Annotated in this window: 19 protein-coding genes; 6 read left to right on the forward strand and 13 right to left on the reverse strand. The window is 48.2% G+C overall.

The window, feature by feature from the left end; all coding sequences use genetic code 11:
• The first annotated feature begins 250 nt into the window (after positions 1 to 250).
• Positions 251 to 1,126 (forward strand): universal stress protein, encoded by an 876-nt coding sequence (locus ACUZ8J_RS15475; RefSeq protein WP_446694298.1) that lies wholly within the window; start codon positions 251 to 253, stop codon positions 1,124 to 1,126.
• Positions 1,127 to 1,216: 90 nt separating this feature from the next.
• On the opposite strand, the gene ACUZ8J_RS15480 is transcribed toward ACUZ8J_RS15475, so the two are convergent.
• From ACUZ8J_RS15480 to glyA, 9 genes are all read right to left on the reverse strand, one after another.
• Positions 1,217 to 1,711, reverse strand: a complete 495-nt coding sequence (locus ACUZ8J_RS15480) for a phosphatidylglycerophosphatase A family protein (RefSeq protein WP_446694299.1) — start codon at positions 1,709 to 1,711, stop codon at positions 1,217 to 1,219.
• Positions 1,711 to 2,667 carry a thiamine-phosphate kinase gene (gene thiL / locus ACUZ8J_RS15485; protein WP_011716204.1) on the reverse strand — a complete coding sequence of 319 codons (957 nt, stop codon included), beginning with the start codon at positions 2,665 to 2,667 and terminating at the stop codon, positions 1,711 to 1,713. The genes ACUZ8J_RS15480 and thiL overlap by 1 nt, the downstream gene beginning before the upstream one ends.
• Before the next feature lie 78 nt (positions 2,668 to 2,745).
• Positions 2,746 to 3,150, reverse strand: coding sequence for a transcription antitermination factor NusB (nusB, locus tag ACUZ8J_RS15490; protein ID WP_011621889.1), 405 nt, complete (start codon positions 3,148 to 3,150; stop codon positions 2,746 to 2,748).
• 14 nt (positions 3,151 to 3,164) lie between these two features.
• Positions 3,165 to 3,641: a 6,7-dimethyl-8-ribityllumazine synthase gene (gene ribH, locus ACUZ8J_RS15495; RefSeq protein ID WP_011073313.1), complete on the reverse strand. Its 477-nt coding sequence runs from the start codon at positions 3,639 to 3,641 to the stop codon at positions 3,165 to 3,167.
• A gap of 139 nt (positions 3,642 to 3,780) precedes the next feature.
• Positions 3,781 to 4,884, reverse strand: a complete 1,104-nt coding sequence (ribBA, locus tag ACUZ8J_RS15500; protein ID WP_011621888.1) for a bifunctional 3,4-dihydroxy-2-butanone-4-phosphate synthase/GTP cyclohydrolase II — start codon at positions 4,882 to 4,884, stop codon at positions 3,781 to 3,783.
• A gap of 67 nt (positions 4,885 to 4,951) precedes the next feature.
• Positions 4,952 to 5,608, reverse strand: coding sequence for a riboflavin synthase (locus ACUZ8J_RS15505; protein ID WP_086904359.1), 657 nt, complete (start codon positions 5,606 to 5,608; stop codon positions 4,952 to 4,954).
• Between the two features lie 7 nt (positions 5,609 to 5,615).
• Positions 5,616 to 6,761: a bifunctional diaminohydroxyphosphoribosylaminopyrimidine deaminase/5-amino-6-(5-phosphoribosylamino)uracil reductase RibD gene (gene ribD / locus ACUZ8J_RS15510; protein WP_446694300.1), complete on the reverse strand. Its 1,146-nt coding sequence runs from the start codon at positions 6,759 to 6,761 to the stop codon at positions 5,616 to 5,618.
• Between the two features lie 87 nt (positions 6,762 to 6,848).
• On the reverse strand, positions 6,849 to 7,298 hold the full coding sequence (nrdR, locus tag ACUZ8J_RS15515) for a transcriptional regulator NrdR (protein ID WP_011073317.1): 450 nt from the start codon (positions 7,296 to 7,298) through the stop codon (positions 6,849 to 6,851).
• A 210-nt stretch (positions 7,299 to 7,508) separates the two neighbouring features.
• Entirely contained in the window at positions 7,509 to 8,762 is a 1,254-nt protein-coding gene (glyA, locus tag ACUZ8J_RS15520; RefSeq protein ID WP_011625551.1) for a serine hydroxymethyltransferase, read from the reverse strand.
• Positions 8,763 to 8,952: 190 nt separating this feature from the next.
• Between glyA and ettA the strand changes: the two genes are divergently transcribed.
• Positions 8,953 to 10,620 carry an energy-dependent translational throttle protein EttA gene (gene ettA, locus ACUZ8J_RS15525; protein WP_011621884.1) on the forward strand — a complete coding sequence of 556 codons (1,668 nt, stop codon included), beginning with the start codon at positions 8,953 to 8,955 and terminating at the stop codon, positions 10,618 to 10,620.
• A gap of 75 nt (positions 10,621 to 10,695) precedes the next feature.
• Here the strand turns inward: ettA and ACUZ8J_RS15530 are convergent, their stop codons facing one another.
• On the reverse strand, positions 10,696 to 11,619 hold the full coding sequence (locus ACUZ8J_RS15530) for a TIGR00341 family protein (RefSeq protein ID WP_446694949.1): 924 nt from the start codon (positions 11,617 to 11,619) through the stop codon (positions 10,696 to 10,698).
• A 342-nt stretch (positions 11,620 to 11,961) separates the two neighbouring features.
• On the reverse strand, positions 11,962 to 12,885 hold the full coding sequence (locus tag ACUZ8J_RS15535; RefSeq protein ID WP_446694301.1) for a LysR substrate-binding domain-containing protein: 924 nt from the start codon (positions 12,883 to 12,885) through the stop codon (positions 11,962 to 11,964).
• 189 nt (positions 12,886 to 13,074) lie between these two features.
• On the opposite strand from ACUZ8J_RS15535, the gene ACUZ8J_RS15540 reads away from it, so the two are divergent.
• Together ACUZ8J_RS15540 and ACUZ8J_RS15545 are read left to right on the forward strand one after the other, a co-directional pair.
• A complete protein-coding gene (locus tag ACUZ8J_RS15540) occupies positions 13,075 to 13,974 on the forward strand; it encodes an MBL fold metallo-hydrolase (RefSeq protein WP_446694302.1) in 900 nt (299 codons plus the stop codon).
• Between the two features lie 111 nt (positions 13,975 to 14,085).
• Entirely contained in the window at positions 14,086 to 14,739 is a 654-nt protein-coding gene (locus tag ACUZ8J_RS15545) for a DsbA family protein (protein WP_446694303.1), read from the forward strand.
• A 127-nt stretch (positions 14,740 to 14,866) separates the two neighbouring features.
• Here ACUZ8J_RS15545 and ACUZ8J_RS15550 read toward each other — a convergent pair whose 3' ends face one another.
• Together ACUZ8J_RS15550 and ACUZ8J_RS15555 are read right to left on the reverse strand one after the other, a co-directional pair.
• The gene (locus ACUZ8J_RS15550; RefSeq protein ID WP_446694304.1) at positions 14,867 to 15,202 is read right to left on the reverse strand and encodes a TapY2 family type IVa secretion system protein; all 336 of its coding nucleotides are present in this window, start codon (positions 15,200 to 15,202) and stop codon (positions 14,867 to 14,869) included.
• 22 nt (positions 15,203 to 15,224) lie between these two features.
• Positions 15,225 to 18,917 (reverse strand): pilus assembly protein, encoded by a 3,693-nt coding sequence (locus tag ACUZ8J_RS15555; RefSeq protein WP_446694305.1) that lies wholly within the window; start codon positions 18,915 to 18,917, stop codon positions 15,225 to 15,227.
• A gap of 560 nt (positions 18,918 to 19,477) precedes the next feature.
• On the opposite strand from ACUZ8J_RS15555, the gene ACUZ8J_RS15560 reads away from it, so the two are divergent.
• Positions 19,478 to 20,635: a metallophosphoesterase gene (locus tag ACUZ8J_RS15560; protein ID WP_446694306.1), complete on the forward strand. Its 1,158-nt coding sequence runs from the start codon at positions 19,478 to 19,480 to the stop codon at positions 20,633 to 20,635.
• A 291-nt stretch (positions 20,636 to 20,926) separates the two neighbouring features.
• The gene (locus tag ACUZ8J_RS15565; protein WP_446694307.1) at positions 20,927 to 21,721 is read left to right on the forward strand and encodes a substrate-binding periplasmic protein; all 795 of its coding nucleotides are present in this window, start codon (positions 20,927 to 20,929) and stop codon (positions 21,719 to 21,721) included.
• The last annotated feature ends 197 nt before the right edge of the window (positions 21,722 to 21,918 follow it).

Genomic DNA, 21,918 nt, shown 5'->3' on the forward strand with positions numbered 1-21,918 from the left:
GCAAAATAACCGATAACGATAACAATCGCCCTCCGTGAAGGATGAATGAATAATTTTTTATATTAATCGTCATATTTATAAAAAATAATCAATAGTCCTGTCACCATTTTCAACAACCTAATGAAATTTAAATATTAATTTCAGTTGATTATTATTGGCTAGATTGCAAATTTGATAGTGATATTTAATATTATCGAATCACACCCGCTCTCCTAGACTTAATTACCTCTCTGGTCAATAGGAGTTGATCATGCCTTTCCAGCACATTCTCGCAGCAGTAGATGATTCAGTTCCGCCCAATGCCGTACTCAAAAAGTCCGTTGTCTTGGCTAGAAAATGCCATGCGTCCTTAACCGTTCTCAAGGTAAAACGTACCCACAATTTTAATCTCAACCTTTTATTTCATAGAGATAAATCTAAGCAAATGCCAGATGAAAGACGAAAGCCCATCTTGGCTTATCCAGATAAACAATATCCAATCCACATAAAAGAATGCCTATCCCACTCAATACACAATGCTATCGTCAACGAATGTAATCAGTTTGACTATGATCTCATCATAGTCAGTCACAAATTCTATCCACCTTTCTTCAATGAATTTTTAATTGCAGATGAATGGCAATTGCTACGATTACCCCATATTCCAGTGATGTTTGTGGATCTTGAGGATTGGCATGAGAACGGCCATGTTCTCACCGCATTGGAACTCGACAATGAAAATATGACTCACCTCGAGTTTAATGAAACCCTAATAGAAGAAAGTAAGCGGATAGCGAGCTTGCTCTCAAACGATTTACACTTAATTAATAGCTACTTACCCGACCCCTTCTATATGAGCTTTAATCATCAGCCGCAAGAACCCGTTTCAGAGCGGGAAAAATATAAAGCGAAGCTCACCACAGTGGCACGGCAGCACAATCTCAATACCCGCAACCTACACGTAGAAGAAGGCTTACCCGAAGATACGATTTCCAATGAGGCCCGTAGGCTCAACGTCAATATGCTGGTGATGGGCAGCGCCGAACGCAAAGGCATGTTGAGCGTATTCAAAGGTAATGCCGCGCGAAATATTATTAACAAGCTGCGAACCGATCTCTTTATAGTCAAACCGCGACATCCGCACTAAGCGCTAATCGCTCAGCACTCAGCAATCTCGCAAATAAAAACAGCCTTTAGAATTCACTAAAGGCTGCTTGATTATCACAAATCGGTTTCGTTAATGAATAAAAGCCGTGAGAGCCTGCACACCAATAAGCGCGAAAATGCCTGCTAATACATCGTCGATCATAATTCCAAAGCCACCTTCGACCTTGGCATCGAGCCAACGGATTGGCCAAGGCTTGATGATGTCAAAGAGACGAAATAGCACAAAACCAACGACTAACCAGAGCACTCCGGCAGGCGCGGCAATCATAGTGATTAATAGGCCTGCGACTTCATCCCAAACAATTGCACCATGATCATGTACGCCCATATCCTTAGCAGCTTTATCGCAGATATAAATCCCCGCGAGTACGCATACTAAGGTCACGGCTAAGTACCAACTCAAGGGCAATTGCGCCAGTAACAAATAGAGCGGCACGGCCGCCAAGGTACCAAAGGTGCCGGGCGCCTTAGCCGCTAAACCACTGCCAAAGCCTAATGCTAAAAAATGGATTGGATTTTTAAGAGACAGGCGCGACAGCGCCTGATCTTGGGATAACAACTTCATTAAAAGTGCTCAAAACCATGATATGGCGGCGTAAACGGCTCACCATTGAGTTGCAACTTAAGTTTACTGCCCGCGCAGATTTGTCCAACCCGCACAAACTTAGTCCCAGCGTGGCTCAGTGCTGTTTCTAACGCACCTTTTTGCGCCTCTGGCACGGTAAAGAGCAGCTCATAATCCTCGCCTCCCGTCAGCGCATAACCTAAGGCATGCTCTTCGCTCACGGTATCCTGCATGGCGCGAGACAACGGGATCGTGCCCACATCCACAACCGCGCCTACCTGCGATGCTTTGAGGATATGGCCAATGTCCGAGATAAAACCGTCGGATAAGTCGATGGCGCTGGATGCTAAAGACCGTAACGACTGACCCGCTAACACTCGAGGTGTTGGACGATAATGGCGATTGATTAAGAACTCTTTATGCTCCGCACGCGCATGCTGCACGCCGCGGATCAAATCCAACCCTAATGCTGAATCGCCTAGCGTACCGGTCACATAAATCCAGTCACCTGCTTTTGCACCGTGACGAGTCAATGCTTTACCCTGTGGCACTTGTCCATGCACGGTAATGTTAATGGCTCTAGGGCCACGGGTAGTATCGCCGCCAATGAGGGCAATACCATAGTATTCAGCCGCTTCGAAGAGTCCCTCACTAAACCCACTCAGCCAGGCTTCGTTAACCTCAGGTAAGGTAAGCGCAAGCGTCATCCACGCAGGCTCTGCCCCCATAGCAGCTAAATCCGACAGATTCACGGCTAAGGCTTTGTAACCTAAGGCTTGAGGGGGAATATCGGGGAAGAAGTGAACGTTTTCGACTAAGGTATCGCAGGAGATGGCGATCGACTTGTTTTCGGCGGGCTGCACTAGGGCGCAATCGTCGCCAATACTCAGTTTGACATCACGGCGCGTGGGGCCGCGGTGATTGAAATAACATTCAATAAGTTGGAATTCTTTCACTGTACAGTTTGGCGCGACTCACATCGGCCACCTTTGTTAGCAATGAAAAACGGTATCCTAAGATACCGTTTGTCCTTATTACTTACGTGCAACCAGTTTGTCGAGTAATCCATTAACAAACTTATGGCTTTCATCCGCACCGAAAGCTTTAGCCAGTTCAATCGCCTCGTTAATCGCGACTTTGAACGGCACATCTTTACGGAAAGTCAGCTCATAGGCCGCTAAGCGAACTATGGCCTTCTCCACTGGCGACACCTCATCAATGGGGCGGTCTAAGTGTGGAATGAACAACTCATCCAGTTGGGTTTTCTTAGTTGCTACGCCTGCAAATAGCTCACGAAAATAAGCTACATCAACACCGTCGAGGCTCTGTTCAGTTAAAAACTCGTGCTCGACATCGGCAATATTATTCCCGCTTAGTTGCCATGAATAAATGGCTTGTACGGCTAAACGGCGGGCCTTGCGGCGCTCAGAAGGCTTCATTATTTTTCCTACTATTACAACTGTTGTTCTAGCTGTTGCAGAACATTGACCATTTCAAGCAAGCTTAGTGCAGCTTCGCCGCCCTTGTTACCTGCTTTAGTACCTGAACGCTCAATGGCTTGTTCAATGGTATCTGTCGTCAATACACCGAAGGCAACAGGCAGATCGAACTCTAATGCGATTTGAGCAAGACCCTTGTTACATTCACCTGCAACAAAATCAAAATGAGGGGTACCACCACGGATCACAGCACCAAGTGCAATGATACCGTCAAACTTACCACTTGCGGCAACACGACGTGCAGCCAGCGGTAACTCAACCGCACCAGGTACACGGACGACAGTGATGTTTTCATCACTGACTTGGCCAAAACGTTTCAGCGTGTCAAGTGCACCTTCAAGCAGGCTCTCAACTAAAAAGCTGTTAAAACGCGAAATTACAATCGCAACTTTGGCATTCTTCGCTTCGATATTACCTTGAACTACGTTCATTTTCTTACCTAATTTAGCTAAAGCACCCGGCTTGGGCGAAAAGTGGCGACATGATACCACAGTCAATCGCCCACAGCCCTATGCAAATTATACAAATGATTAATTTTACCTTAGTGCAACGTCTAACAAGCTCAGCCTGTTACTCCGCCACGTATTCAGTCACTTCAAGACCAAAGCCCGAGAGCGAGTGATAACGCTTAGGCGAGCTCAAGAGGCGCATTTTGGTCACCCCAAGGCTGGCAAGGATTTGCGAGCCCACACCCACGCGCCGTGAAGTGCCTTGCCATTTTGCAGAGGCTGGCGCTTGACCTTGATCTTCTGCCTCAAAGGCTTTGACTTTAGAGAGGATTTCACAGGGATGCTCTTGGTTGCCCAGCAACACCAACACACCACCTTCGGCAGAAATACGCTCCATGGCTTTTTCAAGCGGCCAGCTACGCTGCTGATCGCGCTCTGAGTGGAGTAAATCGTTGAAGGTATTTTGTAAGTGTACGCGCACTAAACAATCTGGCTTCACCTCGCCCTTCACTAAGGCAAAGTGCAGTTGATTGTCGATAGTGTCCCTAAAGGTCACCATGTCGAACTCGCCAAAGCGGGTTGGCAGTTTACATTTGGCTTCGCGCACGACTGTGGTTTCTTTGGTGTTGCGGTATTCGATAAGCGCCGCAATAGTGCCGATTTTAATCCCATGTAATTCGGAGAAAATCTCTAAATCGGGGCGACGGGCCATAGTGCCGTCTTCATTGAGGATCTCAACAATCACTCCCGATGGCTCAAGCCCCGCTAAACGGGCTAAATCACAACCCGCTTCCGTGTGACCTGCGCGGGTTAACACGCCGCCGTCCTGCGCCATTAATGGGAAGATATGACCCGGCTGCACTAAATCCGATGCCTTGGCATCTTTAGCCACGGCAGCTTTTACCGTTACGGCGCGATCGTGGGCCGAAATACCAGTGGTTACGCCTTCTGCCGCTTCAATCGATACCGTAAAGTTAGTCGAGAACTGCGCATTATTATTAGTCACCATCAAGGGCAGGTTTAACTGCTGGCAACGGGCTTTAGTCATCGTTTGGCAGATGAGTCCACGACCGTATTTCGCCATAAAGTTAATCGCTTCAGGCGTGACCAGCTCGGCCGCCATAATCAGGTCGCCTTCGTTTTCTCTGTCTTCGTCATCCATCAAAATAACCATTTTGCCTTGACGAATATCCTCGATGATCTCTTCTATACTGTGCAGCGCCATTGTAGGACCTTTATGATTTTACTGTTGTTATGAAATTCTATACCTAAGTGAGCTAAGTGCCAGTGCCCTAACGCACAAAGCCAGCACGGGCTAACATTTCCATGGTCACCCCACCGCCTTGATTTTCTTTAGTATCAAAGCGCATTAAACGCTCTAAATAGCGGGCGATTAAATCCACTTCAATATTAACCTTATCGCCAGCTTTCAAATCTACCAGCGTGGTTTCACCCGCAGTATGGGGCACTATGGTTAATCGGAAACGGTGTCCATCGACTTCATTTACCGTCAGGCTCACGCCATCGATGGTGATAGAACCTTTATGGGCGATGTAGCGAGCCAGCTCCGCAGGCGCCGCTAACCAAAATTCGATTGCTTGCCCACGAGCAAGACGCTGCTCTACGGTGGCAATGCCATCCACATGGCCGCTCACCATATGCCCGCCGAGGCGAGTTGTCGGGGTAACGGCTTTTTCAAGATTAACCTTAGTGCCGACTTTATAGTTAGCAAAGCCTGTGAGACTGACTGTTTCAGCCGACACATCCGCCACATAGCCATCGGCTAATTGCTGAACCACAGTCAAACACACCCCATTGGTGGCGATACTGTCGCCTAAACGCACATCGCTTAAATCCAGTTTGCCACTGGCGACCGTCAAACGAATATCATCGCCTTTACGTTCAAGCTTTCGCAGCGTGCCAACGGCCTCAATAATCCCAGTAAACATGGTTAACTCACTTATTCGCTAAAGATGGATTGGACGTGAGCCTCAAGGTGAAACGCGTATCCGCGCCCACTTTACGCTCATCGACCAGTTTGAGGGTCGGAATATCGGCCATCATTTGATAATCGGGTAATTCGAGTAGATTACGTCCCTGTGCGCCAAGGATTTTCATCGCTTGATACAGCACTAACTCATCGGCTAATCCTGCACCGATAAAGGCGCCGGCTAAGGTCGCGCCCGCTTCGATAAGCACCTGATTACAGCTTTTGCCTAAATAGCTTAAGAGTGCTGGCAGCGAGATTCGACCATCAATCGCCGGTAATTGAAGACAAGTCACATGGGCAGGCAACTGCTCTACAAAGGCTGGCGAGTAAGGCTCAGTTGAGACTAATAACATCGGCGATTCAATCGCAAGCAAGGCTGCCGTAATCGGCATCCGGCAACGACTGTCTAAAATCACCCGCAGCGGTTGTAAAATCTGCGCTTCACTCAATAGTGAGCTAAGGCTGCCAAGTTCTGAGTAACGCACATTGAGCGAAGGGTCATCGGCTAGCACAGTTTCAATCCCTGTCACTAGTGCGCAGGCGCGTAAACGTAAGCGCTGCACATCGCGGCGAGCTTCGGAGCCAGTGATCCATTTAGACACACCGTTTGATAACGCGGTTTTACCATCGAGGCTCGCGGCAAGCTTTACCGTCACCCAAGGTAGGCCTGATTCCATGCGCTTCATAAAACCAAGATTTAAAGCGTAAGCTTCGTCGCGGTGCAAGCCAACATCCACTTCAATGCCCGCATCGCGCAGCATTTGAATACCGCGGCCACCGACCTGCGGATTGGGATCTTCAACCGCCACCACGACTCGTTTTACACCTATGTTGATCAACGCCAAGGCACACGGCGGTGTGCGGCCATAATGGCTGCAAGGCTCTAAGGTGACATAGGCGGTCGCGCCACGGGCAAGCTCGCCAGCCATCCGCAGTGCATGCACCTCGGCGTGGGGCTCGCCGGCTTTTTGATGATAACCTTCACCGACAATCTGATTATCTTTTACGATAACGCAGCCCACACTAGGATTGGGGCGAGTGGTATAAAATCCTTTGCGAGCCAGTTGTATGGCTCGGCTCATCATCTGGTTATCGAGTTCTGACCAATTCATATAAACCCTATGAAATCTTGAGGAAGCGTGCCCGAATGCGGCGTATAACGAGGCGCTAACCTAAGCACTAACTTAAGATAACCCACATTACTTTTGCAGTTTCGCAATCGCCTCCCCAAATTCGGAGACGTCTTCAAAGGCGCGATAAACCGAGGCAAAACGAATATAGGCAACCTTATCTAGGCTCATTAACTGTTCCATCATCAAGTTACCTATCATCTCGGATGGCACTTCGCGCTCGCCAGTAGCCCGCAGCGTTGACTTGATTTTACTTAAGGCCTGCTCGATTTCATCCATAGACACGGGGCGCTTTTCGACCGCGCGTAACATACCTGCTTGCAGCTTTTCTTCATCGAAGGGTTGGCGCGTACCATCGCGTTTAATCACCCGTGGCATGACTAATTCTGCCCCTTCGAAGGTAGTAAATCTTTCGTGGCATTCGGTGCATTCTCGGCGACGACGCACTTGATGGCCTTCCGCCACTAATCGGGAATCGATCACTTTAGTATCTGTCGCGCTGCAAAATGGACAATGCATTGAGCCTCCTGCCGTGAATGGAATAAAGCCTATGGCTTTCGCTGTTTCTCGCTTAAACCGAGCGGGTTTAAGTCTAAGATTTTAGCAATAAAAATGGCCGCTTAATGCGGCCATGGGATTTTATCCTATTTATCGGCTGAGGTTAACCACCTAAGAGTGACACCCTAAGCAGTTGTGAACTCAGCCTTCATATTCAGATAAATTAACGAATTAACCGTAAACAGGGAAACGGGCGCACAGTGCCAATACTTGGCCTTTTACGCGCTCGATGACTGCTGGGTTGTGGGCATCGTCGAGGATGTCACAGATCCAACCGGTTAACTCTTTCGCTTCAGCTTCTTTAAAGCCGCGGCGAGTGATCGCAGGCGTACCGATACGCACACCAGAGGTCACGAATGGAGAACGTGGGTCATTTGGCACAGAGTTTTTGTTTACTGTGATGTTCGCGCTACCTAAAGCGGCATCGGCTTCTTTACCCGTCAGGTCGCGACCGATTAAGTCCACCAGCATTAAGTGGTTGTCAGTACCGCCAGAAACGATCTTGTAACCGCGCTCTAAGAACACTTCAACCATGGCTTTAGCATTCTTAACCACTTGTTGTTGGTAAGCTTTGAACTCTGGCTCTAAAGCTTCTTTGAAGGCTACCGCTTTACCCGCGATAACGTGCATCAAAGGACCGCCTTGACCGCCTGGGAATACCGCAGAGTTCAGCTTTTTGTATAGCTCTTCATCATCGGCAGCAGACAGAATGATACCGCCACGAGGACCGGCTAAGGTCTTGTGAGTAGTAGAGGTCACAACGTGCGCATGTGGCACTGGGTTTGGATACACACCAGCGGCGATAAGACCCGCAACGTGCGCCATGTCGACAAACAGGTAAGCACCGATTTTGTCTGCGATTTCGCGCATTCTTGCCCAGTCAACGATGCCTGAGTAAGCAGAGAAACCACCGATCATCATCTTAGGCTTATGTTCAACCGCCAGACGTTCCATTTCGTCATAGTCGATCTTACCTGATTCATCGATGCCGTAAGGAATGATGTTGTACAGTCTACCGGAGAAGTTTACTGGCGAACCGTGGGTCAAGTGACCACCGTGAGCGAGGTTCATACCTAAAACAGTATCGCCTGGTTTTAACAATGCCATGTAAACGGCGCTGTTTGCTTGAGAACCTGAGTGAGGTTGCACGTTTGCGTAAGTCGCACCAAACAGTTGTTTTGCACGCTCAATCGCTAAGGTTTCAACTACGTCCACATACTCACAACCACCGTAGTAACGCTTGCCAGGATAACCTTCGGCGTACTTGTTGGTTAATTGTGAACCTTGCGCTTGCATCACGCGTGGACTGGTGTAGTTTTCAGAAGCAATCAGCTCAATATGCTCTTCTTGACGCAGAGTTTCGTTCTGAATTGCGTTGAACAGTTCCGGATCATAATCTGCGATATTCATATCTTTTTTCAGCATTGCTTACTCCAGCTGCCAATTCTTGTAGGTAGGGTTGCGCGGTATTCTACTCGTAACGAGCCGACAATCCCAGTCTCTGAAACATGAAAATCCTACAGTTTTACCTTGAACTCGCCTCAATGCCGAGTTGAGTTCGGCGCGCAATCGAGTAGAATTAGCCGCATCATTAGTCACTTATAGATGCAGAAAAATGGCTCAGTTTGTTTACAGCATGCTGCGGGTGGGCAAGGTTGTTCCTCCTAAGAAGCAGATCCTTAAAGACATTTCCTTAAGCTTTTTCCCCGGCGCTAAGATCGGTGTGTTAGGTCTTAACGGTTCAGGTAAATCCACCCTACTGCGCATCATGGCCGGTATCGATACCGAGATTGAGGGTGAAGCGCGTCCAATGCCTGGTCTGAAGATTGGTTATCTACCACAGGAACCGAAACTCGATCCGACGCAAACCGTGCGTGAAGCGATTGAAGAAGCGGTTTCTGAAGCCAAAAATGCCCTCAAACGCTTAGACGAAGTCTATGCGGCTTACGCCGATCCCGATGCGGACTTCGACGCGCTTGCCAAAGAGCAAGGCGAACTCGAAGCCATCATTCAGGCGCAGGACGCCCACAATTTGGACAACATCCTTGAGCGTGCGGCAAATGCCCTGCGTCTGCCAGATTGGGATGAAAAGATTGAAGTCTTATCGGGTGGTGAGCGCCGCCGTGTGGCAATTTGTCGTCTGCTGCTGGAAAAACCAGAGATGCTGCTACTCGACGAACCCACCAACCACTTGGACGCCGAATCAGTCGCTTGGCTCGAGCACTTCCTGCAGGAATACTCGGGCACAGTTGTGGCGATTACCCACGACCGTTACTTCCTCGACAATGCTGCGGGCTGGATTTTAGAACTTGACCGTGGTGAGGGTATCCCATGGGAAGGCAACTACTCTTCATGGCTTGAGCAAAAGGATGCTCGCTTGAAGCAGGAATCTGCCGCAGAAAGCGCGCGTCAAAAGACCATTGCGAAAGAATTAGAATGGGTTCGCCAAGGCGCGAAAGGCCGTCAGTCTAAGGGCAAAGCCCGTATGGCGCGCTTCGAAGAGCTGAACACCACTGATTACCAAAAACGTAACGAAACCAACGAGCTGTTTATTCCGCCCGGACCGCGTTTAGGTGACAAAGTCATCGAAGTGAAGAACTTAACCAAATCCTACGGTGACCGCGTTCTGATCGATAACCTGTCGTTCTCCATTCCTAAGGGCGCGATCGTCGGTATTATCGGTGCCAACGGTGCAGGTAAATCGACCCTGTTCCGCATGCTGTCTGGCAGCGAGCAGCCTGATAGCGGCACCATCGAACTGGGTGAAACCGTGCAACTGGCGTCGGTTGAACAGTTCCGCGATTCAATGAATGACAAGAACACCATTTGGCAAGAAATTTCCGGTGGTCAAGACATCATGCGTATCAACAACATGGAAATCCCAAGCCGCGCCTATGTGGGCCGCTTCAACTTCCGTGGTGCGGATCAGCAAAAGGTGATTGGCACGCTGTCGGGCGGTGAGCGCAACCGTGTTCACTTAGCTAAACTGTTGCAGGCTGGCGGTAACGTACTGCTCCTCGACGAACCTACCAACGACTTAGACGTTGAAACCCTGCGCGCACTGGAAGAAGCGATTCTCGAATTCCCAGGTTGCGCTATGGTGATCTCGCACGACCGTTGGTTCTTAGACCGTATCGCGACCCATATTCTGGACTACCGCGACGAAGGCCAAGTGAACTTCTACGAAGGTAACTACACCGAATACTCGGCGTGGTTGAAGAACACCTATGGTGCCGATGTGGTTGAGCCACACCGCTTAAAATACAAGCGTATGACTAAGTAAGCGCGATGCGTTTACAGGTACAAATAAGCCCCGCAATTGCGGGGCTTTTCTTTTATGCACAAAAGGTTATGCCGACTAATCCTGTTCCTGAATCGCTTTCACATCACCATCGCGGTCAATCACATCGACCTGAAAGTAACGTACGCGCACGGTCGCCGGTTTTACTTGCCCCGTCTGCGTCAACTCACTCTCCAGTAGTCGCACAAAGCTGGCATCTGGTTTTTTAATGCCGCCAACGGTGACCCGCACTATCCATTGACTCGCCTCTTCCTCAATGCCGACTTTAATCAACCGCATATTGGGGAACTTGAGTAGCTGCTCACTCACAATGCGAGTCACTTTGCTTTCATACAGTTGTCTTGCCACCACATTATGCAGATTCACGCTGAGGGCAATAATCAAAATGATCAGCAGAATCAATGTGATGAAGTTACGTTTCAGCAACTCCCACAACGAGCTTTTTTGCCAAAAATAAAATCCGTGGAAACCGTTCAACCACAGCACCACGGAGGACACAAATTGGATGGCGACTATGTTGGTAAACGTCAGTAAGAAGGCACCACGGGCGAGTTCAAAATTACCATGACCTAGCAATATCGCCGAGGCACACAGGGGCGGCACTAATGCAGTAGCAATCGCTACCCCCACAAAGGAAGTACTTAAGCGCGGCGAAATAGTCGCATAGGCGCCCGCCGCACCACCCGCAAACGCGACCATTAAATCGAGAAAGTTTGGTGCCGTTCTCGCCATGATCTCCGGCGTGATGGGAATATCGGAATGCAGAAAGCCAATTAAAAAGGCGGTGAAATAAACCAGAATACTCCCCACGATTAAACTTTTAATGGCATGGCGAACTAGCAACTTTTCCCCTTCAACCAGTCCTAATGCCAAGCCTAAAATGGGGGAAAACAGCATAGCGACAATCATGGCGCCAATGACCACCGCGGCGCTGTTGGCCAAGAGTCCGTAGCTGGCGATGATGGCCGCTAGGGTATTCATCGCCAAAAAGGGCACATCGAGCTGGGATTAACGCGAATATTCGCGCGGGTAATTTCTTTGTGATCTTTAATATCTTCGCTCATATCGTCTGCTCAGCAAGGGAGGATGGGGCCTAAGTTGCACATTTAAAACAAAAATATCCCAACCAATATAGCTGAACAGAAAATAGCCGCAATGGGGTTTAAGCGTATGACGCAAAATATAAATCGAAGGAAGGAGCTGGGGTTGATTAACGATTCCAAAGTGACGTAAACCGAGGGACAAAGTCGAACGAACAACGCAACCCTGTCACCGTTATCTCATAGAGATGCAAGCGCAAGTCGCGCATTCAAGATCACACCCTTAAATTGCCCCATTAAAATGCTGCACTAGCATATCCATCATCACCCTTAATGCGGGCTGCATATGTTTGCGGGATTGATACACCCCGTACACGCCTAGGGATTGAGGTTTAAATTCCCGCAGCAATGGCACTAATGCCCCCGAATCGAGGTGCGGTTTAGCCGCCCACAGGGGCTGCATGGCAATTCCCTCCCCCGCCAAGGTGGCATTTAGCACCACCATAGAGTCATTGGCACTTAGGTTGCCCTTCACCGGAATATTGAATATCTGCCCGACTTCCTGCGTTGACGTTGCCTTCGCGGCGATAGGCGTTTGAGTGAATCGCCACATCACATCGCCAAAGTAGGAATAGGTTAGGCAGTTATGCCGAGTTAAATCCTCGGGATGCGTGATGGCCGAATGGCTGGCAAGATAACTCGGTGCCGCGCACACCACAGACTCACACTCGCCTAAACGTCTGGCGATAAGCGTAGGGTCGAGTTCGTTGGTGATACGAATGGCAAGATCGATTCGTTCAGCCACTAAATCAACGGTTTGACTCGTCACATGAAAGTTCACACTCGCCTGCGGGTATTGGGCTAAATAAGAACGCACGACGCTGGGGAGGAGTAAATGCGCCATAAATTGCGAGCAGCTGATCCGCAGTAACCCTCGGGGCTGGGCACTCTGAGCATGACTGACGGCGGGGACTTCCTGCGCCAACTCAAGTAAACGCTGACAATAATCGAGCACTTGTTCACCCGCATCGGTCAGGCTCAAACGTCTTGTAGAGCGGTGCAATAAACGGGCGCCCGACCATTCTTCCATCTCTGCCAAATAACGGGTCACCATGGAGCGCGACATATCTAACGCCTCGGCAGCACCAATCATGCTCCCCCGTTTAACAATAGTCACAAACACCTTTGCCGCTTCGAGTCTATCCATGGTTTATTCGCCCCTTGTTGATTAGCTTGCACTAGATTCTCGGCTTTCAACGCCAATTCGTCCGAATTATGCAACAAATAAGCGCAATTTTCCGTGTTTATCTAACGTTTTTTGCAACCTAAACTAAGCTCACTTTTGCAGCAGTGCAAATCACCGAATGCCTATTTGAATGAATAAGTGAGAACTGAAATGACACTATTGAATAACCTAAGCTTAGCCAGCTTCAAACCCCAATTCGCCGCTGCAATGCTTGTGGCAGGAATGGCTACGGCGCATGCCGCACCTTTGCAAGTGAGCCATTTTAATCCGGGTGAAAACAGCATCTTTGCCGTATCCTCCAGCTTTATCAGTGGCGAGCATGAAATGATGTTGGTCGATGCTCAGTTCCAAAAAAATGATGCCCAAACCTTAGTAGATACCATTAAAGCCAGCGGTAAAAAACTCACCTTGGTTTATATCAGCCACAGCGATCCAGACTTTTACTTTGGGTTGGATGTGATTAAGCAAAACTTCCCCGAGGTAGAAATCGTCGCCACCCAAACCACGGTCGATGATATTAAAGCCTCAATGGAAGGCAAACTCGCCTACTGGGGACCGATCTTAAAGGACAATGCGCCGAGCCAATTAGTGCTGCCAAAGGTGGTGACAACCAATAGCTTTAGTATCGACGGTGAACAAGTGCTGATTGAAGGTCTAGAGGATGCACATCCTAAGCATACCTTCCTATGGGTACCTTCGGCTAAGACCATCACTGGCGGAGTTGAAGTATTTGATAATACCCATGTTTGGATAGCTGATACCCAAAGTATCGAGTCTCGCCGGGCTTGGTTAGCCCATTTAGATAAAATGAGCGCCCTCTCCCCCGAAACAGTGATCCCGGGCCATTATCTTGGCAAGGCAAGATTTGATCAGCGTTCAATTAGCTTTACCCGCGACTATATTCATGCCTTTGAAAATGCAGCTAAAACAGCAAAAAATTCTGCGGACTTAATTGCCAAGATGCTTGCACTCTACCCACAAATCCCCAGCGATGTGGGCCTTGAGATCAGCGCTAAAGTGATTATGGGCGAAATGCGCTGGCCCATGTAAACGCATCGGGGCACGGTATTCCCTGCCCCATTCATTCTGATGTAAGCATCGGTTAGCACTCAAGCCAAAGCTCAGTACAACTCAGTTCAGCCCGTTTTATAGGAAGTCCCCATGAATACCATTGAAAATCCACAGGCCGTTTTACACGCCATTATCGACCCTCTGTGCGGTTGGTGTTATGCCGCCGCACCGCTGTTTGATGCCGCAGCCGCTGCCGGATTTAGCATCAAACTCCACGCAGGCGGCATGCTCACAGGGCCAAGACGCAAACAGATTGATAATCAATGGCGCGACTATGTCATGCCCCATGATCAACGTATTGCCGCACTAACCGGACAAGTCTTTGGTGAAAACTACTACGAAGGCCTATTGCGTGACACGAGTATCCTATTGGATTCGGCGCTGCCCATCAGGGCGTTACTCGCAGTGACTGCCTTAGGTGGCGATGACTTAGCATACTTGCATGCGATGCAGCTCGGCCATTATCGTGATGGCAAGTGCGCAAGCGATGAAAATAACCTGCATCTTTTAGCGGAAAAATTGGGCATAGATGGCGCCGCCTTTGCCCGAGAATACGCCGAAAATGAAGAAGCCCTTTATCAACATATCATCGCTTCACGAGCATTAATGAATCAGCTCGGCGCCCAAGGGTTTCCCTCCGTGGCGCTAGAGACCAGTGAAGGTCACTTAAAGCTTCTCAATCACAGCCGCTTTTACGGTCAACCCTCGAAGTGGCTTGAATATCTGAAAGAGCAGCTATCCTAATCGGCAGCTTTCTTATCAAGTTGGTGTTTAAAAGCATACGCCTTAGGAAGTTTACTACCTAAGGCGTAATATTTTAGTCCTGAGCACAAAGCGATTTTCTAGGTTTTTTAAATACTTAGAAAACCGGTCAATCTTGATTTTCAGGAGAAAGCTCGGCCTGCTTGGCCTCTTCGAGGGTAAAACTCTCCGTCTTTTTCACGCATTCCAGCACCGTCTTAACATAGAGCGCTATCGGTTTATCCTGTGGTAAACGGGGCAATTTTGTTCCGGGTAAAGACAGTTGATACTGCTCGGCTTTAGATTCAAACCAGGAGAAACGCATCAATTTAGCTCCTTGATTCGTTTCTAAATAGCATTTGTAATCCTGTCGTTTCTCTTTTTCTGCCGCCATTGCAGGCCATTGAAGCCCCCATAACAGCAACAAACAAAATGCACCATATTTCATCATTAAGCTATCACTCATATTGATTTGTTAAGGCTTTGCATCATTGATCTACGTAATAGTAAATCTTACGAGCCTTTGGCCAACTGCCGATACACTTAGGATTACCACTCTCGCAGGTCGCCTCCTCAGGCACTGCCTTACCAATCCCAATCAAAAACATATCCTGCGTAGGAGCTTTAGCATTCGGAGCATCGGGCTGTGTATTGGGATCATCGGGCTGCGCAGCGGGGGGGATGACCAATTGTGGCGTATCCAAAACCAGTTCACCGGCATATAAGAAATCGGTTCTGTAACCATTTGTTCCCTTCTGTAAATTTCTCTTATGAAGAAATCCCCTACCCGAACTTAAACATTGGTCCTCCGAAGCATCACTGCCAGGCGCAAAGCTAGTAAACTGGACAGCACCGCCAACAATAATTGCAGACGAAAGGCTCTTTTGACCTTTCAGAGGGAACTGATAGTACCAACCCCGTTTTTTGCCAAAGGCGATTTCGCTAGCTTGGTTGCTTGGCGCCGCCGTAGTCACATCGTATAAATCACTTAAGGTTAAGGCACTCGGCACTGGCTTTTGATTAGACTTACCTTGGAATGATTGGGTCACAACATTCCTATCTTGCAAGGCAAAAAACATATCCGAACGGGACACATCGTTAGGTTTTGCCCTGTGACCACTACCCACCACTACGGCATCGTAGGGAATATTCTGCTTCGTCACTGTCTTGGTCGATTTTCCGTTGACCACCTGAGTCAACTCGAAGGTATTGGTGATTATGGTCTGCGCGACCGTGGGGCCGGAGAAGAATCGTCTGTCACTTGCCACCGAACTCCTATCCCCTAATGCGGCAAATTTAAATCCCGACCAGGTCGAGGTATTTGCCGTAGGCATGTCCATTCGCCACACATTCCCTTGTGTGTCTGTGGCATAGATCCTATCCGTTCTTCCATCACCATTACCGTCTAACACGGCAACGCTGCTCGGAATACTGTTGCCAATCCCTGGCAGTTGGGTGTTTGCGCCACTGCCACCAAATTGATGGATTAACGCACCCGTTTCGGCGTCGACAATAAACACGCCTCGGCCTTGGCTATCGTCACTGCCAATCTCGGCGCCATCCTTAGTCGCGGGGGTATATCCCGCACCGAAGATGAGCACGGGTTTATCCCCAGTGGCACTCGGAATCGTGGTGACGACAGGCGTCGACCAGGATTGACCCAACTCGCCCATTCCCGGAGAACTAGCATCAATCCTCCACATAAAAGTAGGATTATCGGGGGAGGTGATATCGAGGGCATAATAAGCATTTCCCCCACGGCGCATCCCCACAAACACCCACGCTTTTTCAATACGTTTGCCCTGCATTTTGGTGTAAGCGACTGGCGAGCCATCAATACCGTATACCGAGTGCACGCCCGTTGGCGCGTTCGCCTTCAGATCGCGAAAATTCGGCAGCAACTCATAGGGGATAAAACCCCAAGTCTCAGACACGCTATCGCCTTCATCCTTGAACATATGCAGGAACCCATGGTTAGTCCCCACGATAATCCGAATATCGGGCTGATCTTCAGAGCCAAAATTGAGTGCTAAGGGTTTGGAATGTAAAGCATCCCCCATAATATCGGCGCGCCAATTGGGGGTTGCGCCACTCGCGGCACTAAGGTCCTGATTCTTGTCATTATCGACATCGATGCCCTTGGCCCAATCAAAATGCTCGCTAAGCTCAGTTTCATCGACCCCCATATACAAGGCCAAACGGGCATCGCCCCCCGCTTTGCGAGAGGCATTCGACAGGGTAAACGGGCTTAATCCCGTGCCTAAATTACTGTACAAGGTGCGACTACTCGCCTGCTGCATTGCACCTAGCACACCACCCCGCTTCACATCGTTACCATCGCCACTCGCACCACACTCTTCGGCCGAGGTCCAATAGGAGCAGGCCTCGGCTTTGATGTTGCCATCTTCACCTATCGCATTGTTGCCTTTGCTATCGACAACATCACCACTACTGGTCACCTTAAATTTCTTGATATTGCCTAACCATCTCGGTCCTTTGTTCGGCAAAAACATAGAGTAATAAGCGGAATCAAAGGTTTGTGTTCGGTTAAAGTTATTACTCGCCACCGAAGGAGAGGTAAAGCTGGCATTTTTTTCGAGGATATTGTTCAGGGCCGTTTGTAATGAAGGACGTAATTTACTGGCATCGGTCGCATCGAAATACTTACCTCCGCCATTTTCGGCGGTCTGCTTCAGCAAATGTTCGGCACTGGCGGCACCTTCACTAAAGCCGATGGTAAAGGTTCTAACGGTTTGTTTACCCGCAGAATTAGGATTGACGTCTTCGTTTCTCATCCAGCCCGAAAGTGCACTGAGGTAACTGACGGGGCTTGAGGTATGTTTTCCCACACCTTTGGTTAACTGCTCCACCAAACCATCGGCCGCGTTATCCAAGGTGGGTTCACCATCGGTGATATAGATGATATAGGCGTCGTTTTGGCAAGGTTTGAAGGGCGAGTTATAGTTATTTGTAAACTTTACCAATGCATTGGGATCGGTAAAAGGGTTGACGTTCGCTTCGTAAGTCCCCTGATAGCGCCCCCAGCGGTCGTAATAATGGTAATCGCTGTCGTCGTCACCAAAATACTGACTCTGCCCGCCGAAATAGCGGTACGCCTCATAGAGGGTTTCGCATAAGGGAGTATTTTGAGCATAGTTAATGCCATTAACCCCTTTGAGCAGATCAATTTTAGCTGCAGCGGACATCGGCTTAATCCCAGAGATAATCCGCCCACCGTCACGCTGCCCATCATAGGGGCCATTCATATTGAAAATCGCTAGACCAAAATCCACACCCGGCGTGGTTAAAATCACACTTTCAATGGCATCTTTAGCCAAGGCCAGTCGCGTTTTATTGACCCTAGTTTTAGGACCATGCAGCCAGTTTAAGTAATCTTCGGTATAGACGGTAACCACTTTACCAGTACCAAACGCGGTCTTTTCCGCCTTCGCCTTGGCCGCGGACTTTACACTGTCTGACGAGTTAATACTGGCTTTAGTGTAACGAACCGGTTTGCTCGCCGTCCCTAAGCTATCCACGGGTAAACCTTGAGCTTCACCTGCCGCGTTACCGAACTTGTTTTCCTGAATATCCTCAAAACAGTCGACGGCGGAAATGGAACTGCCGTTAAGCTCTGAAAACTCTCTCCAAGACCCCGAGCTTCCCGAAAAACCATATTCCCTAAAGAACCCCGTAAAGGTGCCGTAACGATTCAGATATTCCCATGAGCTTTCGCAGCCATTGAGAGCCCCTTTGAACTTACGTTTTTCCCGCCCTGAATTAGGGTTGGGCGCAGCCTCGTTTTCCGATGAGCCTCGGCTATAGAATAAATTACCCGATTGGGCATAATTTACACCGCGCTTATTCTCGTAGGGCGCCTCGACATCATAGGCGAGACTGCTCATGCTGCCCGAGTTGTCGAAAATAATCAGCACCTGTGGACGCGAGCCATTACGGGCGGACGCTTCGAAAACATAAAGCTCTGTGTCATCGGCGTGAGTCGGCGCCATAAATAAACTGGCCGCACTCACAATTACACTCGACAGAATAAGAGAAATGACTGACGTTAACGTATGGCGAACGTTTTGTAGTCGAGCGTTAAGGAATATCAGTGAAGAAACACGAGCAAGCGAGGACGCTACCCTATTATTAGGCTGGCATGTTAATAAAGACGGAATCATACAGTACGCATATCTGTTATTTAGATAAAAACACTTTCACCTAGCGCTTTATTATCAATCCACAGATTAACAATAAAGCCGATGCCATAACTACCAACACCATTACCGAATGGAAACCAGTAAAATCATAGCATTAGGTAACACGAACTGACTTTTACCATTATCAACACTTCTTTGGCAATAAATAAACAAAACTATTTAAACTGATAAATATGTATCAACAAGTTCACAATGATGCGCACTAAAAATAATCACTTAAAAGTCATCATTTAAAAGGTGTCAGAAATAATTTATTTAAAAGTAACCGTATACCTCCCGTTTAAAATCAATTCCAAAATAACGCATTTAAATATGCGTAAAATATGATCAACCCATTTCAACTATTTATCTTGATATCCGATTTCGATGCTCAATTATCGCTATCACTTTAGCGGTATTTTAGGCACTCAGTGAGTCCATCATGAAAATATCCCATCTTTATGCCCCTTGCTGCATCTAATTATTAACATTATGCTAACCAGCCCTAAATAGGCGGCGTAAAACGATATAAGGAACATCGAATGCACTTAGTCTCTGAATCTGGCCTCCCCCATGCCAACAGTCCATCGCAGGATGTGTATTCGTCCGTATCAACCCCAAAACGTCGCACGCTCGCCGCTCAGGGAGTCTTATTGACCCTGCTCAGCTTATTTTCTGTTGCCAGTTATAGTGCAGAGCCAAGCTCCCCGGTCACAGATGGCCCCTATGTGTTTCTCAATCAAGGGCAAGAAAATATCGCCTACTGGATCTGCCAGAGTGAGTTAAAACAAACCCCTATCGCACACAATCAATTGGCTCGCCCAAATGATTGCGGCAACTTGCCACAGCCCTTACGTCATAGCGAAGCGCCTCAAATTGAAGCCGACACTTATACCCATGCGGGTAAAATAGTGGCCCTAAGCGATGTGCATGGCCAATTTGATGTGATGATTAACTTGCTTAAGGCGCACAAAATTATCGATGACCAAAATCGTTGGGCCTTTGGTGATGGCCATATGGTGATGACGGGCGATATGTTCGACCGCGGTCATCAAGTTAACGAAGTTCTGTGGTTTTTATATGAGTTAGATAAGCAAGCCCAAGCTGCTGGTGGTCGATTACATTTACTCATGGGCAACCACGAGCAAATGGTGTTTCGCGGCGACTTACGTTATGTGAATGAGCGCTATCAAACCTCGGCGGAATTACTCAATCGCAGCTATGATGCGCTCTACAACAAAGACACCGAAATCGGCCGTTGGCTTCGCAGTAAAAATACTCTGGTGAAAATCAATAATCTGTTGTTTATGCACGGCGGAATAAGCCCAGAATGGGTCGAGCGTAAACTCAATATCAGTGATGCCAATCAGTTATTTCGCCAGCATTTAGACGATAAAAAAGAAGATTTAAAACAAAACGATCTGCTGAACTTCCTGTTCTTCACCAACGGCCCGACTTGGTACCGTGGCTACTTTAAAGATGCGCTTAACGAACAAGAAATTGACCAGATCCTTAACTACTTTAAGGTTGACCACATCATAGTTGGCCACACCTCGCAGGATCGGGTTCTTGGGCTTTATCATAATAAAATCATTGCGATTGATAGCAGCATTAAGAATGGTCAATCGGGCGAGCTATTACTGATAGATCAAGACAAGCTCACCCGTGGTCTGTACCAAGGTGAACAGGTAAAGCTTTAAATACCCGTAGCGCGTTAAACAAGAGCAAGCTTTAAAATAAGCACAACTCGAAGATAAGCACAGTGCGAGATGATTAGGGCTTATGGGCTTTCCCATAAGCCCTATTAATTGGTCAAAGCAATAACTTCACTCCCCCTTTAGTTAAAGAGTCACATCCAGTTTAGTCATCGCTGTTGCCACCATTCGCTTCCGCCGTTTTCAACACAGCGAGGCCATTACACAAAATTCCCGCTCAAGGCCTAAACAGCCCCTATACTCAGCAAAGTGGCTCTGTCTATTTAAAGGATAAGTATGGGTTTCAAGTCGCTAATCAAGATTAGCCTTGTATTACAGCTCTTAGGATTATCCGCACCCAGTTTAGCGGGGCGAGAGTTGACACTGGTCGCAACTAACTATCCTCCCTTTTATACCAGTGAGTTAGCCGATCAAGGCGGCGTCGCACTCGTCGTCAAAGAAGCCTTTAAACGTCGCGGCTACCATGCCAGTGTAAAATTCTATCCCTTCGCGCGGGCAGCCTTACTAGTCAAAACCGGCCAAGCCGATGGCATTATCGGCCTTTGGTATCGTAAAGAACGTGAGCAATGGGCGCACTATTCCGATCCCATACAAGCCGTACAGATAGTGTTCTTTAAACGTAAAGATAACCCCTTACATTTTAGTCAATTGAGTGAGCTTAAGCCCTTCACCATAGGCATTGGTCGCGGCTACGCCAATCCGCCCGAGATTGCCGCAGCAGGGTTAACCACAGAGGAAGGCAATTCCGATGAGATGAATCTTAAGAAATTGTTTCTAAAACGCATCGACTTAGTGCTGATTGGTTACAATCTTGCCCAATATTTAATCAAGCAACATGGCGATGAGTATCTCAATGCCCTTGAACAAGTTGGCGAACCCATAGCAACTGAGGTATTCCATTTAGGGATATCGTTAGCGGTTGCCGATCAGGCCACCTTAGTCGATGAGTTTAATAAAGGCCTTGAAAGCATGGCCCAGGATGGCCGCCTTGACGCGATTTTAAGCCAATATCCGCAAATTCAATCCAGCTTAGATCCGATAGAGAAAATACGAACACAAGCACATCCTTAGCAAGATAACTCGGCTATCTTAGCCACTTCGAACGGGACGGATGAGATTGCCATGGGGTATCTCGACACAAAACACAATTTCTTTCACTTTCGAGTGCTTAACTTTACAAACTTTTACCCACCTGATGACGGTTATTCACTAGAATAGCGCCATTAGTGCGTACGCCTGTTAACCGTCTTTGTGCGAGATAATCATTC

It is taken from the genome of Shewanella sp. Koi 1 (assembly GCF_052907445.1).

Bases quoted from the DNA above. Each gene is read 5' to 3' on its own strand.
- ACUZ8J_RS15475 (WP_446694298.1), top strand. From the start codon at position 251: ATGCCTTTCCAGCACATTCTCGCAGCAGTAGATGATTCAGTTCCGCCC.
- ACUZ8J_RS15480 (WP_446694299.1), bottom strand. From the start codon at position 1,711: ATGAAGTTGTTATCCCAAGATCAGGCGCTGTCGCGCCTGTCTCTTAAA.
- nusB (WP_011621889.1), bottom strand. From the start codon at position 3,150: ATGAAGCCTTCTGAGCGCCGCAAGGCCCGCCGTTTAGCCGTACAAGCC.
- ribH (WP_011073313.1), bottom strand. From the start codon at position 3,641: ATGAACGTAGTTCAAGGTAATATCGAAGCGAAGAATGCCAAAGTTGCG.
- ribBA (WP_011621888.1), bottom strand. From the start codon at position 4,884: ATGGCGCTGCACAGTATAGAAGAGATCATCGAGGATATTCGTCAAGGC.
- ACUZ8J_RS15505 (WP_086904359.1), bottom strand. From the start codon at position 5,608: ATGTTTACTGGGATTATTGAGGCCGTTGGCACGCTGCGAAAGCTTGAA.
- ribD (WP_446694300.1), bottom strand. From the start codon at position 6,761: ATGAATTGGTCAGAACTCGATAACCAGATGATGAGCCGAGCCATACAA.
- nrdR (WP_011073317.1), bottom strand. From the start codon at position 7,298: ATGCATTGTCCATTTTGCAGCGCGACAGATACTAAAGTGATCGATTCC.
- glyA (WP_011625551.1), bottom strand. From the start codon at position 8,762: ATGCTGAAAAAAGATATGAATATCGCAGATTATGATCCGGAACTGTTC.
- ettA (WP_011621884.1), top strand. From the start codon at position 8,953: ATGGCTCAGTTTGTTTACAGCATGCTGCGGGTGGGCAAGGTTGTTCCT.
- ACUZ8J_RS15530 (WP_446694949.1), bottom strand. From the start codon at position 11,619: ATGAATACCCTAGCGGCCATCATCGCCAGCTACGGACTCTTGGCCAAC.
- ACUZ8J_RS15535 (WP_446694301.1), bottom strand. From the start codon at position 12,885: ATGGATAGACTCGAAGCGGCAAAGGTGTTTGTGACTATTGTTAAACGG.
- ACUZ8J_RS15540 (WP_446694302.1), top strand. From the start codon at position 13,075: ATGACACTATTGAATAACCTAAGCTTAGCCAGCTTCAAACCCCAATTC.
- ACUZ8J_RS15545 (WP_446694303.1), top strand. From the start codon at position 14,086: ATGAATACCATTGAAAATCCACAGGCCGTTTTACACGCCATTATCGAC.
- ACUZ8J_RS15550 (WP_446694304.1), bottom strand. From the start codon at position 15,202: ATGAGTGATAGCTTAATGATGAAATATGGTGCATTTTGTTTGTTGCTG.
- ACUZ8J_RS15555 (WP_446694305.1), bottom strand. From the start codon at position 18,917: ATGATTCCGTCTTTATTAACATGCCAGCCTAATAATAGGGTAGCGTCC.
- ACUZ8J_RS15560 (WP_446694306.1), top strand. From the start codon at position 19,478: ATGCACTTAGTCTCTGAATCTGGCCTCCCCCATGCCAACAGTCCATCG.
- ACUZ8J_RS15565 (WP_446694307.1), top strand. From the start codon at position 20,927: ATGGGTTTCAAGTCGCTAATCAAGATTAGCCTTGTATTACAGCTCTTA.